Annotated in this window: 17 protein-coding genes; 11 read left to right on the forward strand and 6 right to left on the reverse strand. The window is 70.1% G+C overall.

Annotated features, from left to right (window positions below; genetic code table 11):
- The 6 genes from VMD50_RS07745 to VMD50_RS07770 form a co-directional block, all read left to right on the forward strand.
- A partial coding sequence (locus VMD50_RS07745; RefSeq protein ID WP_325426477.1) for a molybdopterin cofactor-binding domain-containing protein occupies window positions 1–702 on the forward strand: 702 nt, incomplete at its 5' end.
- Window positions 703–1,578, forward strand: coding sequence for an XdhC family protein (locus VMD50_RS07750; RefSeq protein WP_414686024.1), 876 nt, complete (start codon window positions 703–705; stop codon window positions 1,576–1,578).
- Window positions 1,575–2,162 carry a nucleotidyltransferase family protein gene (locus VMD50_RS07755; RefSeq protein WP_325426507.1) on the forward strand — a complete coding sequence of 196 codons (588 nt, stop codon included), beginning with the start codon at window positions 1,575–1,577 and terminating at the stop codon, window positions 2,160–2,162. The genes VMD50_RS07750 and VMD50_RS07755 overlap by 4 nt, the downstream gene beginning before the upstream one ends.
- Entirely contained in the window at window positions 2,159–3,040 is an 882-nt protein-coding gene (locus VMD50_RS07760; protein ID WP_325426479.1) for an AAA family ATPase, read from the forward strand. Before VMD50_RS07755 ends, VMD50_RS07760 begins: the two co-directional genes overlap by 4 nt.
- A gap of 15 nt (window positions 3,041–3,055) precedes the next feature.
- Complete coding sequence (locus VMD50_RS07765; RefSeq protein ID WP_325426481.1) at window positions 3,056–3,694, forward strand: SRPBCC family protein; 639 nt, start codon at window positions 3,056–3,058, stop codon at window positions 3,692–3,694.
- Window positions 3,695–3,700: 6 nt separating this feature from the next.
- Entirely contained in the window at window positions 3,701–4,909 is a 1,209-nt protein-coding gene (locus VMD50_RS07770) for a vWA domain-containing protein (protein WP_325426483.1), read from the forward strand.
- Here the strand turns inward: VMD50_RS07770 and VMD50_RS07775 are convergent.
- Complete coding sequence (locus tag VMD50_RS07775; RefSeq protein ID WP_325426485.1) at window positions 4,887–7,010, reverse strand: xanthine dehydrogenase family protein molybdopterin-binding subunit; 2,124 nt, start codon at window positions 7,008–7,010, stop codon at window positions 4,887–4,889. The genes VMD50_RS07770 and VMD50_RS07775 overlap by 23 nt on opposite strands.
- A complete protein-coding gene (locus tag VMD50_RS07780; RefSeq protein WP_325426487.1) occupies window positions 7,003–7,476 on the reverse strand; it encodes a (2Fe-2S)-binding protein in 474 nt (157 codons plus the stop codon). The genes VMD50_RS07775 and VMD50_RS07780 overlap by 8 nt, the downstream gene beginning before the upstream one ends.
- Before the next feature lie 45 nt (window positions 7,477–7,521).
- On the opposite strand from VMD50_RS07780, the gene VMD50_RS07785 reads away from it, so the two are divergent.
- Window positions 7,522–8,655 carry a glycoside hydrolase family 76 protein gene (locus tag VMD50_RS07785; protein ID WP_325426489.1) on the forward strand — a complete coding sequence of 378 codons (1,134 nt, stop codon included), beginning with the start codon at window positions 7,522–7,524 and terminating at the stop codon, window positions 8,653–8,655.
- Window positions 8,652–10,598 (forward strand): acetoacetate--CoA ligase, encoded by a 1,947-nt coding sequence (locus VMD50_RS07790; protein ID WP_325426491.1) that lies wholly within the window; start codon window positions 8,652–8,654, stop codon window positions 10,596–10,598. The genes VMD50_RS07785 and VMD50_RS07790 overlap by 4 nt, the downstream gene beginning before the upstream one ends.
- On the opposite strand, the gene VMD50_RS07795 is transcribed toward VMD50_RS07790, so the two are convergent.
- On the reverse strand, window positions 10,557–11,261 hold the full coding sequence (locus tag VMD50_RS07795; RefSeq protein WP_325426493.1) for a DedA family protein: 705 nt from the start codon (window positions 11,259–11,261) through the stop codon (window positions 10,557–10,559). The genes VMD50_RS07790 and VMD50_RS07795 overlap by 42 nt on opposite strands.
- 60 nt (window positions 11,262–11,321) lie before the next feature.
- Here VMD50_RS07795 and fbaA point away from each other — a divergent pair, with 60 nt between their 5' ends.
- Window positions 11,322–12,353 carry a class II fructose-bisphosphate aldolase gene (gene fbaA / locus VMD50_RS07800; RefSeq protein WP_325426495.1) on the forward strand — a complete coding sequence of 344 codons (1,032 nt, stop codon included), beginning with the start codon at window positions 11,322–11,324 and terminating at the stop codon, window positions 12,351–12,353.
- Between the two features lie 12 nt (window positions 12,354–12,365).
- On the opposite strand, the gene VMD50_RS07805 is transcribed toward fbaA, so the two are convergent.
- Complete coding sequence (locus VMD50_RS07805) at window positions 12,366–13,214, reverse strand: Rv0361 family membrane protein (protein ID WP_325426497.1); 849 nt, start codon at window positions 13,212–13,214, stop codon at window positions 12,366–12,368.
- A gap of 47 nt (window positions 13,215–13,261) precedes the next feature.
- On the opposite strand from VMD50_RS07805, the gene VMD50_RS07810 reads away from it, so the two are divergent.
- Entirely contained in the window at window positions 13,262–13,678 is a 417-nt protein-coding gene (locus tag VMD50_RS07810; RefSeq protein WP_325426499.1) for a DUF3151 domain-containing protein, read from the forward strand.
- On the opposite strand, the gene VMD50_RS07815 is transcribed toward VMD50_RS07810, so the two are convergent.
- Complete coding sequence (locus tag VMD50_RS07815; RefSeq protein ID WP_325426501.1) at window positions 13,672–14,568, reverse strand: cation diffusion facilitator family transporter; 897 nt, start codon at window positions 14,566–14,568, stop codon at window positions 13,672–13,674. The genes VMD50_RS07810 and VMD50_RS07815 overlap by 7 nt on opposite strands.
- A gap of 40 nt (window positions 14,569–14,608) precedes the next feature.
- Window positions 14,609–15,385, reverse strand: a complete 777-nt coding sequence (locus VMD50_RS07820; RefSeq protein WP_325426503.1) for a site-2 protease family protein — start codon at window positions 15,383–15,385, stop codon at window positions 14,609–14,611.
- A 264-nt stretch (window positions 15,386–15,649) separates the two neighbouring features.
- Between VMD50_RS07820 and VMD50_RS07825 the strand changes: the two genes are divergently transcribed.
- Entirely contained in the window at window positions 15,650–16,366 is a 717-nt protein-coding gene (locus tag VMD50_RS07825; protein WP_325426505.1) for an ArdC-like ssDNA-binding domain-containing protein, read from the forward strand.
- The last annotated feature ends 8 nt before the right edge of the window (window positions 16,367–16,374 follow it).

Below are 16,374 nucleotides of genomic sequence, written 5' to 3' on the forward strand. Positions count from 1 at the left end.
GCGGCGCTGGTCGCCCGCAAGGTGCGCGATAAGGCGAAGATCATCGCGTCGGGCATGCTCGAGGTCTCGGTCGCGGACCTGGAGTGGGAGAAGGGCACCTTCCGAGTCAAGGGCGACCCGTCGGCGTCGGTGACGATCCAGGACATCGCGATGCGCGCGCACGGCGCAGGCGACCTGCCCGAGGGCATCGAGGGCGGGCTGGACGCCGAGGTCTGCTACAACCCGGAGAACCTGACCTACCCCTACGGCGCGTATTTCTGTGTGGTGGACGTAGATCCGGGCACCGCGGTGGTCAAGGTGCGGCGTTTTTTGGCCGTCGACGACTGCGGCACCCGCATCAACCCGATGATCATCGAGGGCCAGGTGCACGGCGGCATCGTCGACGGCATCGGCATGGCGCTGATGGAGATGATCGCCTTCGACGAGGAGGGCAACTGCCTGGGCGGCTCGCTGATGGACTACCTGATCCCGACGGCGATGGAGGTCCCGCACCTGGAGACCGGCCACACGGTGACGCCGTCGCCGCACCACCCGATCGGCGCCAAGGGCATCGGCGAATCGGCCACCGTCGGCTCTCCGCCCGCCGTGGTGAATGCGGTGGTGGATGCGTTGGCGCCGTTCGGCGTTCGGCACGCCGACATGCCACTGACGCCGTCGCGGGTCTGGGAGGCGATGCAGGGCAGAGCGAGGCCACCGATCTAGATGACCCTCATCGGCGAGCGGGCTCGGCAACTGATCGCGGCACGGACGCCGTTCGTGCACGCGACCGTGGTGCGCGCCCAGCCGCCCACCTCCTCCTATCCGGGCGACGAGGCGATCCTGTTGGCGGACGGCACCATTGAGGGCTTCGTCGGCGGCCAGTGCGCGCAGAACTCCGTCCGCAAGGCGGCGCTGGGCGCGCTGCAGGCGGGCGAGAGCGTGTTGTTGCGGGTGCTTCCCGACGGCGACGTGCACTTTCCCGAGGCCCCCGGCGCCTGCGTGGTGGTCAACCCGTGCCTGTCGGGCGGGTCGCTGGAGATCTTCCTGACCCCGCAGCTGCCGGCACCGCTGATCGAGATCCACGGGGCCACCCCGATCGCCGACGCGCTGGCCCAGCTGTGCGGGGTCCTGGGGTATGACGTCCGGCGCGGTACCGACGTGGCCGACGCGACCGCGGTGGTGATCGCCAGCCACGGTGGGCCCGAGGCCGAGATCATCCGCGCCGCACTGGACAACGGCGTCGGGTACATCGGCCTGGTGGCCAGCAAGGTACGCGGCGCATCGGTACTGGCTTCGCTCGGCCTCTCCGACGACGAGCGGGCGCGGGTGCACACCCCGGTCGGGCTGCCCATCGGCGCAAAGACCCCCGCGGAGATCGCGGTGTCGATCGCGGCCGAGCTGGTCGCCGGCCTGCGCGGCGGCGGCCTGTGCCGCGCCGCCGCGCCGCTGCGCCCGCCTTCGGAGGCGGTCGATCCGGTGTGCGGCATGACGGTGACGATCGGCCCCGCCACCGAGCACCTGCGGCTGGCCGGCGCGGACCACTGGTTCTGCGGCCCCGGCTGCCGTGCGGCGTTCGCCGCTGGGAAAACCGGGGCATGAAAGCTCCGCCCGTCACCGGTGTCGTGCTGGCGGCCGGCCGTTCGCGCAGGCTTGGCACGCCCAAACAGCTTCTGCCGTACCGGGATACGACCCTGCTCGGGTCGACCCTCGGGGTCGCCCGCGACGCCGGGTTCGACCAGCTCATCGTCACTCTCGGTGGCGCGGCGCAAGCGGTGCGTGACACCGTGCCGCTGAACGGAATCGACGTGGTGGCGGTCGCCGATCCCGGCACCGGGTGCGCGGCCTCGCTGCAAGCCGCGCTGGATCGGGTGGACCCGCGGGCCGAAGGGATCGTGCTGATGCTGGGCGATCAGCCTCGCGTCGAGCCGGCCACACTCAGGCGAATGGCCGCCCAAGGGCCCGGCGCCGAGATCGCGGTATGCCGCTACGCCGACGGCATCGGGCATCCGTTCTGGTTGGGCCGCAGCGTGTTCGGCGAACTTCGCGAACTGCACGGCGACAAGGCGGTGTGGAAGCTGGTGGAATCGGGCCGGCACCAGGTGCGCGAACTCGCGATCGACGGCCCGATCCCGCTCGACGTCGACACCTGGGACGACTACCGCCGGCTGGTGGAATCGTCATGACGTGCCCGGCCCCTTTCCAAGATGTCGACGACGTCATCGCGCGCTTCGACGCGCACGACTACCTGCTCGACGCCGGAACCGCGTCGGCGATCTACCTGGCGGTCACGCTCGGCCGCCCGCTGCTGCTGGAGGGCGAACCCGGGGTCGGCAAGACGACGGCGGCGAAAACCCTTGCGGCGGTGCTCGATACCGAGCTGATCCGGTTGCAGTGCTACGAGGGATTGACCGCCAGCGAGGCCCTTTACGACTGGAATTATCAACGCCAGCTGCTGTCCATCCGGCTGGCCGAGGCCAGCGGTAGGGGCATCGATGAGGCGGACCTCTACACCGAAACCTACCTGGTCGATCGGCCCATCCTGCGGTGCGTGCGCCATCGCGGCCCGACCCCACCGGTGCTGCTGATCGACGAAATCGACCGTGCCGACGACGAATTCGAGGCGCTGCTGCTGGAATTTCTCGGGGAGTCCGCCGTCACGGTGCCCGAGCTGGGCACCTTCGTCGCCGAGCGCCCGCCGATCGCCGTGCTGACCTCCAATCGCAGCCGTGACCTGCATGACGCGCTGCGCCGTCGCTGCCTCTATCACTGGATCGACTACCCGGAGCCGGCCCGGGCCGCCGCGATCGTCCGCCGGACGGTGCCCGGCGCGACGGTGCCGCTGATCGAGCACGCCACCCAATTCGTCGGCCGTACACGCGATCTCGACCTGGACAAGCCGCCCGGGGTGGCCGAGACGATCGACTGGGTGGCCGCGCTGGTGTCGCTCGGCGTGGCGGACCTGGTCGACCAGGCGGCGTTCACCAGCCTGGGGGCGCTGGCCAAGACCCCCGACGACCGTACTCTGATTCGCGACGCGTTTACCGAGTACAGCCGCACCTGAGAGAGGACCCACCGCATGAAGATCGCCAACCAGTTCACCGTCAGCGCTCCCATCGAACAGGCCTGGGACGTGCTGTGCGACCTGGAGCAGGTGATCCCGCTGATGCCGGGGGCGCAGCTGACCGGCCACGAAGGCGACGACTACCTCGGCAAGGTCAAGGTCAAGGTCGGCCCGGTCACCAGCGAGTTCAGTGGCAAGGTGCGCTTCGTCGAGCTGGACCGCGACCAGCATCGGGCCGTCATCGACGGCAAGGGGAAGGAATCGCGGGGCACCGGCAACGCCGCCGCCACGGTCACCGCCCAGCTGCACGAGGACGGCGACCGCACCACCGTCACGGTCGACACCGACCTGAAAATCGTCGGCAAGCTGGCCCAGTTCGGCAGCGGCATGCTGCAGCAGGTTTCCGAGAAGCTGCTGGGCCAGTTCGTCGAATCGCTGGAGGCCGAACTGGCCGCCAAAAACGCACCGACGCCCGCGGCGCCGACGACGACCGGGTCCGCACCCGAGCCGCGCCACGCCGCCCCCGCGGCCGAGCCCGAACCCATCGACCTGCTCGACCTCGCCGGCGGCGACCAGCTCAAGAAGTACGCTCCCATCGTGCTGGCGGTGCTCGCCGCGCTGGTGCTGGGTTGGGTGCTGGGCCGGAGACGCTAGCGGCTCGTGAGCACCCCACTGCTGTTGCGGGGCGTCGATCTGGCGGCGTTCGCGGCCGCCCTGGTGGCGCGCCTGCGCGGCGCGGGGGTGCCGGTATCCGCCGACGGCCAGGCCAGCTTCGTGCAGGCGCTGCGGCAGCTGGTGCCGGACACCACGTCGGCGCTCTATTGGGCTGCCCGGCTGACCCTGGTCAGCCGGGCGGAAGACCTCGGCGCCTTCGACGCCGTCTTCGAGGCGGTTTTCGGCAGCGCTTCGGCCGACGGCACCCGAGGACCCGAACCGGTCCTGCCCATCCCGGGGCCAAAGGCGCCCGGGGCCGGCACGCTGCAGCCGGCGGGAAACCGATCCACTGGCGGCCCCCACGGATTGCCCTGGGCCGCAAGGACCGTCGCCGGCGAGGACGTCGGAGAGGCCAGCGTCGTGCTGCCCGATCTGCTACCCAGCCGCATCGCCGCGCGCGCCGACGAACCGTTCGAGCGCTTCGACGCGCAAGACCTCCGCCTGCTCGGCTCCTGGCTGGAGGCCACCGTCGCGCGCTGGCCTCGCCGCCGCAGCATGCGGTCCGAGCCCAGCCCGCGCGGCAAGCGCATCGACCTGCGCACCACGATGAACGCCTCGCGCGCGACCGGCTGGGAATCGGTGATCCTGGCGCGCACGCGCCCGCGCCGGCGGCCGCGGCGGGTCGTGCTGGCCTGCGACGTCAGCCGCTCGATGCAGCCGTACGCCGGGGTCTACTTGCATCTGATGCGTGCGGCGGTATTGCGCCGGGCGGGCATGCGGCCGGAGGTGTTCGCGTTCTCGACGTCGCTGACCCGGCTCACGTCGGTGCTCTCGCACCGTTCGGCCGAGGTGGCGCTGCAGAAGGCCGACGCCAAGGTCACCGATCGCTACGGCGGCACGTTTATCGGTCGCAGCCTCGGCGATCTGCTCGCCCCACCGCACGGCAACGCGCTGCGCGGCGCGGTGGTGATCATCGCCTCCGACGGCTGGGACGCCGATCCGCCCGACGTGCTGGCCCACGCGATGGCCAGGCTTCGCCGCCGCGCCGCGATGCTGGTGTGGCTCAATCCCCGTGCGGCGCATGGCGAATTCCGGCCGCTGGCCGGCTCGATGGCCGCGGCGCTGCCCTATTGCGACCTGTTTTTGCCGGCGCACTCGCTGACCGGGCTGCGCGAACTGCTTGTGGCGCTGGCTAATCCGGCATCGCCGCGATGAGCTGTCCGGACGTCAGCGGCAGTGAGCGCACCCGCACACCCACGGCGTCGCAGACGGCGTTGGCGATCGCGGCGGCGGTCGGTCCCTGGGCGCACTCGCCGATGCCCAGCGGTGGATTGCCTTGCCCAGCAACGAATTCCACCTCGACCGCGGGCACCTCGGAGAAGAGCAGGATGGGGTAGGTCTCCCAGGTGTCGCTGGTGACGTTGAAGCGGTCGAATCGCACGCGCTCCTTGAGCGTCCAGCTGGTCGCCTGCACCGCGCCGCCCTCGATCTGATTGGCCGCGCCGTCGGGGTTGATGACCAGCCCGGCGTCCACCGCGACGACCAGCCGGCGGACCCGGACCTCGTCGATCGCCTCCACCTCGGCGACGACCGCGCAGTACGCGGCCGAATTCTTGTACCGCGCATACCCGATGCCGTGACCGACCGCCTCGCGCGATGCCCATTCCGCCCAGCCGGCCCGCTCCGCCGCCGCCCGCAACACCGCCCGGCCGCGCTCGTCCGACAGCTGCGCCAACCGGAACTCGACGGGGTCGCGGCACGCGGCCGCCGCCAGCTCATCCATGAAAGACTCCGCCGCAAAGACATTGATGAACGCGCCCAGCGAACGCAGCGCCGAGGTGCGCAGCGGCATCTCGGTCAGCAGGTGGTTGATCACCCGGTACGACGGAAAGTCGTAGCCGGGAACGGAATTGCGGCCGGTGCCGCCTCCCCATTCGACCGGCGGCTCGCCGCCGGCACGGATCGGCTCGCCCCCGGCGCGCTCGCTCGCCGCTAGGAACGCCGACGTCGGCGTCGTGCCCGGGCGGCCCATGTAGCTGCCGCTCCAGATCTCGTGGCGCCAGTCGACGACGGCACCGTCGTCGCCGCAGCCAGCGGCGATCTCGACGACGGCGGCGGGACCGAAAGGCGCCCAGGCCAATTCGTCGGCCCGCGACCAGACCAGGTGCACGGGCCGCCCGGGCATCGCCAGCGCCAGCATCGCGGCGTCCATGGCGGCGTCGTCGGCGCCGTTGTGTCCGTAGCACCCGGCGCCCTCGACGTGGCGCACCACCACCGTGTCGGCCGGCAGGCGCAGCGCCGCGGCCAATTCGCGCCGCAGCACGTGCACGCCCTGGCTGTGCGACCAGACCTCCAGGCGCCCGTCCGCGTGAAAGAGCGCCGCCGCGGCCGACGGGCCGATCGAGGCGTGCGCCAGGTACGGCCGGTGGTAGCGGGCCGAATGTGACCGCGTCGAATTGGGCGCCGCCGCATCACCTTTGGCCGCGAGCACCGAGGTGTCGGCCGCCGCCGACACCAGAAACGCGGGGAGGTCGTCCTCGTCGGGCAGGGTCGCCCGCCGCTCCCAGGCGGCGTCCGCGCGCAACCGCTCGGCGGCGCGCACCGCTGCCTCCTCGCGTTCGGCGATCACGCCGAGGAACTGGCCGTCGCGCACGACGGTGACCACGCCCGGCAGCGCCAGGGCCGGGCCGGTATCGACATCCCGCAGCCGCGCGCCGCGCGACGGGGGGCGCACCACCCTCCCGTACACCTGCCCCTCCAGCACCAGGTCGTGCAGGTAGCGCGGCCGCCCGGTCAGCTTGTCGGGCAGGTCCAGCCGCGCGACGTCGGTGCCGACGACGGTGTAGCCCGACTCCGGCTTGGGCGCCGCCTCCCCGGTGGCCGCCCGGTCCAGCAGCGCGTCGTCGGCGAGCTCCCAATAGCTCGTCGCCGATCCGTCGGGACCCGCGAATTGGCCGTCGGCGACATCCAATTCGTCGGGCGGAACGGCCAGTTTGGCCGCCGCCACGTCCAGGTAGATCGCCCGCGCCTCGGCGCACACCTGGCGCAGCGCCGCCCCCGACTGCTGGATCGAGCGGCTGCCGGCGGTGAAGCCCTCGTCGGGGCTGCGATCGGTCGCCGCGGCGATCATCCGCACGCGCGCGACGTCCACGCCGAGCTCCTCGGCGGCGATCTGCGCCAGCGCCGTCAGCACGCCCTGACCCAGCTCCACCTTGCCCGAGCGCACCTCCACGACGCCTTCGGAGCAGATCCGAACCCATTCGCCCAGAACGGGATTGGCGGCCAGCGACTCCGGCAGGTCAGGCAGCTCACGCATCCGTGGCCTCCCGCATCTCGGCCGCGGCGCTCAGCACCGCACCGACCACGCGATTGTGCGAGCCGCACCGGCACAGGTTGGGGTCCAGCGCGGCGCGGACCTCCGCCTCCGTCGGGTCGGGGTTGCCGGCCAGCAGCGCCGCGGCGGCCACCACGATGCCCGACATGCAGTACCCGCACTGCGCCGCCTGCCCGGCCACCAGGGCGCGGGCCACCGGGTGCGGCCGCCCATCGTCGCCCAGGCCCTCGATGGTGCGGATCGACTTGCCGGCCACCGACCACAGCGGGGTGTCACACGAGTACACGGGACGGCCGTCGGCGAGCACGAAACACGCGCCGCACAACCCCACCCCGCAGCCGAACCGCGTGCCCTTCAAACCCAGGTGATTGCGCAACACGTACAGCAGCGGGGTGTCGTCCTCGGCGTCCACCTCGTGGCGCCGCCCGTTGACGGTCAGATCTCTCATGCCTCCAGCATCCTCGGGCGTCGCACTAGGGCAGGATCGGCAGGTATGGATCAGCTATGGGCCAACCGGGCGGCCAGCTCCGAAGCCGCTGTCGCGCAGCGACACCTGAAGCGGCTGTGGGCCCTGCCGGGAACGCAACTGGGGGTGGTGGCCTGGCCGTCGACCCGCAAAGACCGGTCGTTCGGCACCTGGCACTACTGGTGGCAGGCGCACCTGCTGGATTGCCTGATCGACGCGCAGGTGCGCGACCCGCAACCGCACCGGCACACGATGATCACCCGGCAGGTCCGCAGCCAACGGCTGCGCAACAACCTGAAGTGGACCAACTCCTATTACGACGACATGGCGTGGCTGGCGCTGGCGCTGGAACGCGCCGACCGGCTGGCCGGCGTCGAGCGCCACCGCGCGCTGGCCAAGCTGGCCGCCCAGTTCGTCGAGGCGTGGGCGCCCGAGGACGGCGGCGGCATCCCGTGGCGCAAGCAGGACGACAAGTTCTTCAACGCCCCGGCCAACGGCCCGGCGGGGATCTTCCTCGCACGCTACGGCGACCACCTGCAGCGGGCGGACCAGATGAGCGACTGGATCGACCGCACCCTGATCGACCCGGATACGCACCTGGTGTTCGACGGCATCAAGGACGGCTCGCTGGTCCGCGCGCAGTACACCTACTGCCAGGGCGTGGTGCTGGGCCTGGAAACCGAGCTCGCCGCGCGCACCGGGGCCGAAGCCCGGGCCCGGCATCACGCCCGGGTGCATCGCCTCGTCGCGGCGGTCAGCGAGCAGATGGCGCCGTCGGGCGTGCTGCGGGGCACCGGCGGCGGGGACGGCGGCCTGTTCGGCGGCATCACCGCCCGATACCTCGCGCTGGTCGCCACCAGCCTGCCCGGCGAATCCGTCGACGACGCCGTAGCGCGCGACACCGCCCGCGCCATCGTGCTGTCGTCGGCGAAATCGGCCTGGGATTACCGGCAAACGGTGGACGGCCTACCGCTGTACGGCGCGTTCTGGGACCGCGACGCGGAGCTGCCCACCCAAAAGGCCGAGGCCGGCGAGGAGGCGCAATTCGTCGAGGGTGCGGTGAACGCCTCCCAGATGGCCGAGCGGGATCTGTCGGTCCAGCTTTCCGGCTGGATGCTGATGGAGGCCGCCTGTAACGTCACCGCGGTGACCGAGAAATGAGCGAACCCGGCGGCTGGATCCCGGACGAGGCGACGCTTGCCGGAGCCAACCTCACCCGCTTCATGGCCTGGTTGGCCGAGACCGGGCGCGGCGAGTACGGCGACTATCACGAGCCGTGGGCGAAGTCGGTGGACGACGTCGACTGGTTCTGGGACGCGGTCTGGACCTACTTCGACATCCGGGCGGACAGTCCGCCCCGTGCGGTGCTGGGCGAGCGTTCGATGCCGGGCGCCGAGTGGTTCCCCGGCGCCACGCTCAACTACGCCACCGAGATATTCCGGCACGCCACCGACGAACGCCCGGCGATGGTCGTCGTCGGCGAGGACGGATCCAGCGAGTGGTCCTGGGCGAGGCTTCAGCGCGAGACGGCCGCGTTCGCGGCCTACCTCCGCCACCTCGGCGTCCGGCCCGGCGACGCCGTCGTCGGGTATCTGCCCAACGTCGGCGAGGCCGTCGTCGCCGCCCTGGCCGCGGCCAGCGTCGGCGCGATCTGGGCGGTGTGCAACCAGGACGTGTCGGTCGACGGCGTCGTCGCCCGGCTGGGTCAGGTGGCGCCCGCCGTGCTGGTGGCCACCGACGGGTCGGTGTACGGCGGCAAGCGCATCGATCGGCGGGCGGAGCTGGCGACGATCCGGCGCGCGATGCCCACGCTGCGGGCCACCGTGGTGGTGCCGCGGCTCGGGCTCGACAGCGACGGCGACACGGTGCGCTGGGCCACGGCGGTCCGCGCGGACGCGGCCCTCGACATCACGCCGGTCCCGTTCGCCCACCCGCTGTGGGTGATGTTCTCCTCGGGAACGACCGGCAAGCCCAAAGGCATCGTGCACGGTCACGGCGGCGTCGTGCTCGAGCACCTGAAATACCTGAACCTGCAACTGGAGCTGTACCCCGGCGACCGCTTCCTGTGGTACTCGTCGACCAGCTGGATGATGTGGAACCTGTTGGTGTCCGGCCTGCTGGCCGACGCCACCATCGTGCTCTACGACGGCAGCCCAACGCATCCCGGCACCGACGGCCTGTGGCGGGTCGCCGCCGAGGCCGGCGTCACGGTGCTCGGCGCCGGCGCGGGCTACCTCTTGGCCTGTGCCAAACAGGAATTGAAGCCGGGCGCGTCGTACCCGCTGGACGAGGTGCGGGCGGTGGGATCCACCGGGTCACCGCTGCCGGCATCCGGATTCCGTTGGGTGCAAGAGGGACTCGGCCGGCCCGTTCCGGTGACCTCCATGAGCGGCGGCACCGACGTGTGCACGGCCTTCATCGGTGGTTGCTCGATCCTGCCGGTGGTGGCCGGCGAGCTGTCGTGCCGCTGCCTGGGCGCGGCCATCGAGGCCTGGAAGGGTGAGCGGCACCCCGTCATCGGGGAAGAGGGCGAGCTGGTGCTGACCAAGCCGATGCCGTCCATGCCCGTGTTCTTCTGGAACGACGACGGCAGCCGCTACCGCGCCGCCTACTTCGACAAGTACCCGGGGGTGTGGTGCCACGGCGACTGGATCACCATCACCGAGCGGGGATCGGTTGTGGTGCATGGCCGTTCGGACGCGACCCTGAACCGGATGGGCGTGCGGATGGGCAGCGCGGAGATCTACACGGCGGTCGAACGCATGCCGGAGGTGCAGGACTGCCTGGTGGTCGGCGTCGAGCAGGACGACGGCGGCTACTGGATGCCGCTGTTCGTGCACCTGGCGGACGGCGTCGACTTCGACGACGCGCTGCGGTCGAGGATCGTCGCCGAGATCCGCCGGCATGCCTCGCCGCGCCACGTGCCCGACGACATCCTCGGCGTTCCGGGCATCCCGCGGACCCTGACCGGCAAGCGGCTGGAGATCCCGATCAAGCGGATCCTGCTCGGCACCGCGCCGCACGAGGCCGTGCAGCAGAGTTCGATCGACCGGCCGGAGCTGCTAGACGCTTTCGTTGCGTACCGCAGAAGCCGGGTGTCCTGAGCCGGGCTCCCGGCCGGCCGCGCGCCGGCGGCCCCGGTAGCCGCGCCAGGCGGCGATGAACGCCGGCAGCAGCGACACGAACAGGATGCCCAGGATGATCTTTTCCAGGTTCTGGTGCACGAACGGCACGGTCCCCAGGAAGTAGCCCGCCAGCGTCGCGCCGCCGCCCCAGGCGATGCCGCCGACGATGTCGAACCCGAGGAACACCGGGTAGCGCATGTACGACACCCCGGCGACCACCGGGACGAACGTCCGCACGAACGGCGCGAACCGGGCCAGGATGACCGCCCAGGGCCCGTACTTCTCGAAGAACGCGTGGGACTCCGTCACGTAGTGCTTCTTGAAGAAGCGGGAATCTTCCTTCTTGAACAGCGCCGGCCCGATCCGCCGCCCGATGAAATAACCGCATTGGTCGCCCAGGATCGCCACCACGGCGACGGCGGGGGCCAGCACCCAGATGCTCGCCGGCGGGTTGGGGTGCGCGGCCAGCAGCCCGCCGGTGAACAGCAGCGATTCGCCGGGGAGCAGCGGAAACAGCAGCCCCGTCTCGATGAAGACGATGACCAGGATGCCGGGCAGCACCGCGGATCCGAAGACGCCATTGGCGCCCAGCCAGTACATCGGGTCGAGGATGTCCGGCAACGCCGTCACGGTGGTGCTCACGATGCTTCAACATACCGGTGTTGCGATACTTGAGGGGCCCAGCCGCCAGGAGGAGCGCTCATGCCCATCGCCACCCCCGAGGTCTACGCCGAGATGCTGGGCCGCGCCAAGGAGAACTCCTACGCCTTCCCGGCCATCAACTGCACCTCCTCGGAGACCGTCAACGCCGCGATCAAAGGCTTCGCCGACGCCGGCAGCGACGGCATCATCCAGTTCTCCACCGGTGGTGCGGAGTTCGCCTCCGGACTCGGGGTCAAGGACATGGTGACCGGTGCCGTCGCACTGGCCGAGTTCACCCGCGTCATCGCGGCCAAGTACCCCGTCAACGTGGCGCTGCACACCGACCACTGTCCCAAGGACAAGCTGGACGGCTACGTGCGCCCGCTGCTGGCGATCTCCGCCCAACGCGTGCGCGCGGGCGACCATCCCCTGTTCCAGTCCCACATGTGGGACGGCTCCGCGGTGCCCATCGACGAGAACCTGGTCATCGCTCGGGAGCTGCTCAAGGAGGCGGCGGCCGCCAAGATCGTCCTCGAGATCGAGATCGGCGTCGTGGGCGGCGAGGAGGACGGCGTCGCCAACGAGATCAACGACAAGCTCTACACCACGCCCGAGGACTTCGAGAAAACGATCGACGCGCTGGGCCACGGCGAGCACGGGAAGTACCTGCTGGCCGCGACGTTCGGCAACGTGCACGGCGTCTACAAGCCCGGCAACGTCAAGCTGCGCCCCGACATCCTGGCCCAGGGGCAAAAGGTCGCGTCGGCCAAGCTGGGTTTGCCCGAGGACGCCAAGCCGTTCGATTTCGTCTTCCACGGCGGGTCGGGCTCGCTGAAGTCGGAGATCGAGGAGGCGCTGCGCTACGGCGTGGTGAAGATGAACGTCGACACCGACACCCAGTACGCCTTCACCCGCCCGATCGCCGGTCACATGTTCACCAACTACGACGGCGTGCTCAAGGTCGACGGCGAGGTGGGCGTCAAGAAGGCCTACGACCCCCGCACCTATCTCAAGCTGGCCGAGGCGGCCATGACCGAGCGGGTCGTGGAGGCCTGCAACGACCTGCACTGCGCCGGTAAGTCGATCGGCTGAGATTGCCGGCAGTTAGCCGCTGGGGGACTGGCAGATCTTCCACCGGTCGTCGCGGTATTGCAGGTCGAGGCTGCGCGTCGAACGCAGCGACGGGTCGTAGGCCATGAACGTGGTGACGTTCGCCTCGGCGTGCTGGCCATTGACGACGACCTGGTCGATGCTGGCGATCACCGGATACTGCTTGGCCGCCGACACCCGCTGGTAGGTCTCCTGCCAGGCGTGCTCGTCGTAATCGACGTATCCGTCGCGGGAGTTCCCGCACGTGATGGTGCGCAGGGCGGTCAGGTCGCCGCGTTGCACTGCGACGTCGTACTGCTGGATGGCGTGCCGAACCTGGTCTTCCTCAGAGACTTTCGAGTGCTTGCCGCGGGTCAGCAGCACGGTGCCCAGGATCGCGATCGCCGCCAGCGCCAGCACGACCACCACCAATGCCAGCACCCAGCCCCAGTTGATTTGCCGCGTGGGCTGTAGCTTCGCCCCCAGTCGGGGCGGAATCGATTGCGGCACAGCAGCTTTCGGCGGAGCACCCATCTGCGTCGTCGCGCCTTCGGGTTCCGGCGTCGACGCGAACACCTCCGTCGCGGGTTCGGCAGAAGTCGCGATGACCTGGGTTTCCTTCGCGTCGAAGCCGGGTGCGGTGAAACGACGTTCGCGTTGCGCCCCTTCGGGATTCGCGTCAGGATCGTCGCCCTGATCGGGCTTGTTGATCACCACGGTCTCGGTCTCGGGGTCGCTGGGCACCATCGGCTGGCCCTCGGCTCCCTCCTCGCCGGGTGCTTCGCCGGTCGACTCGCCGGTCTTGAAGGCCCGTTCGCCGCGCCTCGGCGTGGCGCCGCGGTCGGGTTCGGGTGCGTTGGGCATGCAAGGAGCTTAGCGACCCGCGCCCCGGGGACGGCAAAATAGACACCATGACGTCGATGGGAGATCTCCTCGGACCCGATCCGATCCTGCTGCCCGGCGACAGCGATGCCGAGGAGCAGCTGCTTGCCAACGAAAACCCGAGCTCCGTCGCCGCCGCGCACCCGTCGGCGTCGGTGGCCTGGGCGGCGCTGGCCGAGGACGCGCTGGCCGAAGACAGGGCCGTCACCGCCTACGCCTATGCGCGCACCGGCTACCACCGCGGCCTGGACCAGCTGCGGCGAAACGGCTGGAAGGGCTTCGGGCCGGTGCCGTATGCGCACGAGCCCAACCGGGGCTTCCTGCGTTGCGTGGCGGCGCTGGCGAAGGCCGCCGACACCATCGGCGAGACCGACGAGTACCAGCGCTGCCTGGATTTGCTCGACGACTGCGACCCCGCGGCCCGCGCGGCGCTGGGGCTTCAGTAGCTCTCAGAGCAGTCGGCGCCGCCCGGGCACTCGATCTGGACGGTCGCGTGGTCCAGCCCGCGCGCCGACAGCACCGCGCGCGCGTCGCGCAACACCCGGGCCGAGTCGCCGTCGCTGGTCAGGTGCGCGGTGCACATGTCCTTGCCCGGGGAGAGCGTCCACACGTGCAGGTCGTGCACCTCGGTCACGCCGTCGACCGCACCGAGCGCGCCGCGCAGCTCCTCGACGTCGATGTGGGTCGGCGAAGACTCGGACAGGATGCGCAGCGCGTCGCGGGCCAGTGAGATGGCCCGGGGCAGCACCCACAGCGCGACCAACACCGCGACCACCACGTCGGCGTACGGCCAGTGCGTCGTGACCGTGACCACGCCGGCGATCAGCACGCCCAGGCTGCCGACGCTGTCGGCGACCACCTCCATGTAGGCGCCCTTGACCGCCAGGCTCTGACCCGAGTGTGACCGCAGCAGCAGCGCGACGACGAGGTTGGCGAGCAGTCCGGCCAGCGCGACCACGATCATCGGCACGCCGGGGATCGACGGGGTTTCCTTGAGCCGCTGGATCGCCTCCCACAAGATGAACAGGGCCACCCCGATCAGCAGCCCGGCGTTGGCGACCGCGGTGAACACCTCCGCGCGATGCCACCCGTAGGTGCGCGCGGGCGACGAGCTGCCGCGGCGGGCCAGGGTCACGGCCGCCAGCCCCATGAACACCGCGACGACGTCGGTCAGCATGTGCCCGGCATCGGCCAGCAGCGCGATCGAGTTGATCAGCAGCGAGGTGGTCAATTCGATGACGAAGAACGCCGCCAGGATCGCCGCGGCGATGACCATGCGGGGGATCAGCCGGGACGAGTCGGTCTCGGCGGGGGTGTGATTGTGGCCGGCGCCCATGCCGTGCAATATATGCGTAAAAGCGCATATATTGCAACCGCTAGATCCAGCGGCTCCAGAACCGGGTCAGCTGGTTGCCCCAAGACACCAGCACGGGCGGCACGCCGGAGAAATGGAACAACCAGAGCACCAGCCCGAAGAACCATGGGCTGGCCACAAAGAGCACAAACAGCAGGATCACGAAGCCCCATTGCTTGGCCGGCGCCAGCGCGCGCTGCGTCTCGGGACTCAGGTGCGGTTCGAGGGCGTCGTATCCGTCCAGGCCCGGAACGGGCAGCAGGTTCAGCAACACCGCGGTGAGCTGAAGGAATCCCAGGAACGCCACCCCGGCCCACAGCACCGCATGAGCCGGGTCGTAGAACAGCCGGGTCAGCGTCAGCAGCAGCACCGCGAGCACGAGGTTGGCCGCCGGACCCGCCAGGCTGACCACGGTGCGGCGGGTCGGGGTCATGAACCACGTCCGCACATACACCGCGGCGCCCGGCAGCCCGATGCCGCCCAGCAGGATGACCACCATCGGCAGCAGGAGCGAGAGCGCGGGGTGGCTGTACCGCCGCGGATCCAGCGTCAGGTAGCCGCGGACCGCGGCGTCGTGGTCGCCGAATCGCCAGGCGGTGACCGCGTGGCCGAATTCGTGCAGGCACAGCGAAACCAGCCAGCCCGCGATCACGAAGATGAACACCCCGACATAGGACAGCGGCCGCACGCTCGATCCGGCCAGCCAGGCCAGCACGCCGCCGGCGGCCGTCAACGCGACCAGGCCCAGGAAAATCGGACTGGGGCGCACCGATTCGTGTCGCCGGGTGGGGAAGCTCACCGCTGAAAAATTACCGGACCAGCAGCCAGCCTTCGACGTGGCGGTAGAACGTCGTCTCGGCGTTTGGGAGGCACGGTAAGCGACGGGAAACCCGGCCGCCCTGCGATGATGCTGATGTTGGCGTTGGGGAGCGACGGTACAGGATGAGGAAAGCTGCGGACTTTCTGCGGACTAAACCCCCGGAGCCCGGCAAACTTCGCCCCAAAACTAGGCGTCGGTGGCCCACGGGTGGCCCGGCGTGTCTCGTGGGATGTAGTGCAACCTATGCACTCGTTTCTGAACCAAGTCCGGCTGATGATTCAGGGCGTCGCCGAACCGGTCGCCACGTACAACCGTTGGCTCGAGCTCGGTCGGCAGGTCCGCAAAGGCAGTAAGGCCAAGGTCGTCTTGGCGCCCGTCAACATCAGCCGCGACGTCAAAGACGCCAACGGCGTGGTGCTCGGCGAGGACGGCAGGCCCCGCAAGCGTCAAATCCTGGTCGGGTTCCGCGACAGCCGCACCGTGTTCGGATACTCCGACACCGACGGCGACGAACTACCGCCCGTGCAGCTACCCGGTTGGGACGCCGACACGGCGCTCGCGGCGCTCGGTATCGACCGCGTCGCGTTCGACATGATCAACGGCAACGCGCAAGGGTTCTCGTTCGAGGACACCCAGGGCCGGCACGTGGCGATCAACCCGACCGCGGCATACCCGGCCAAAACGTTGCTGCATGAACTGGCCCACCTGATGCTCGGGCACTGCAAACAGGGCGACCACACCCATCGCGGTATCGCCGAGTTTGAGGCCGAGGCGACCGCGTACCTGGTCGCCAAGGAACTGGAGCTGATCGCCTGGGACCCGGGAGAATCCCGCGCCTACGTCCAAACATGGCTCGGCGGCACCGAGGTCACCGAGGACCACATTCAGCGCATGTTCGCGGCGGTCAACAAGATCCTGACGGCAGGCCGCGTCGAGGTCACCGAGGCGGTCGCAGCATGAGCGACACC

Origin of the sequence: Mycobacterium sp., from assembly GCF_035506235.1 — a bacterium.
Lineage (GTDB): Bacteria > Actinomycetota > Actinomycetes > Mycobacteriales > Mycobacteriaceae > Mycobacterium.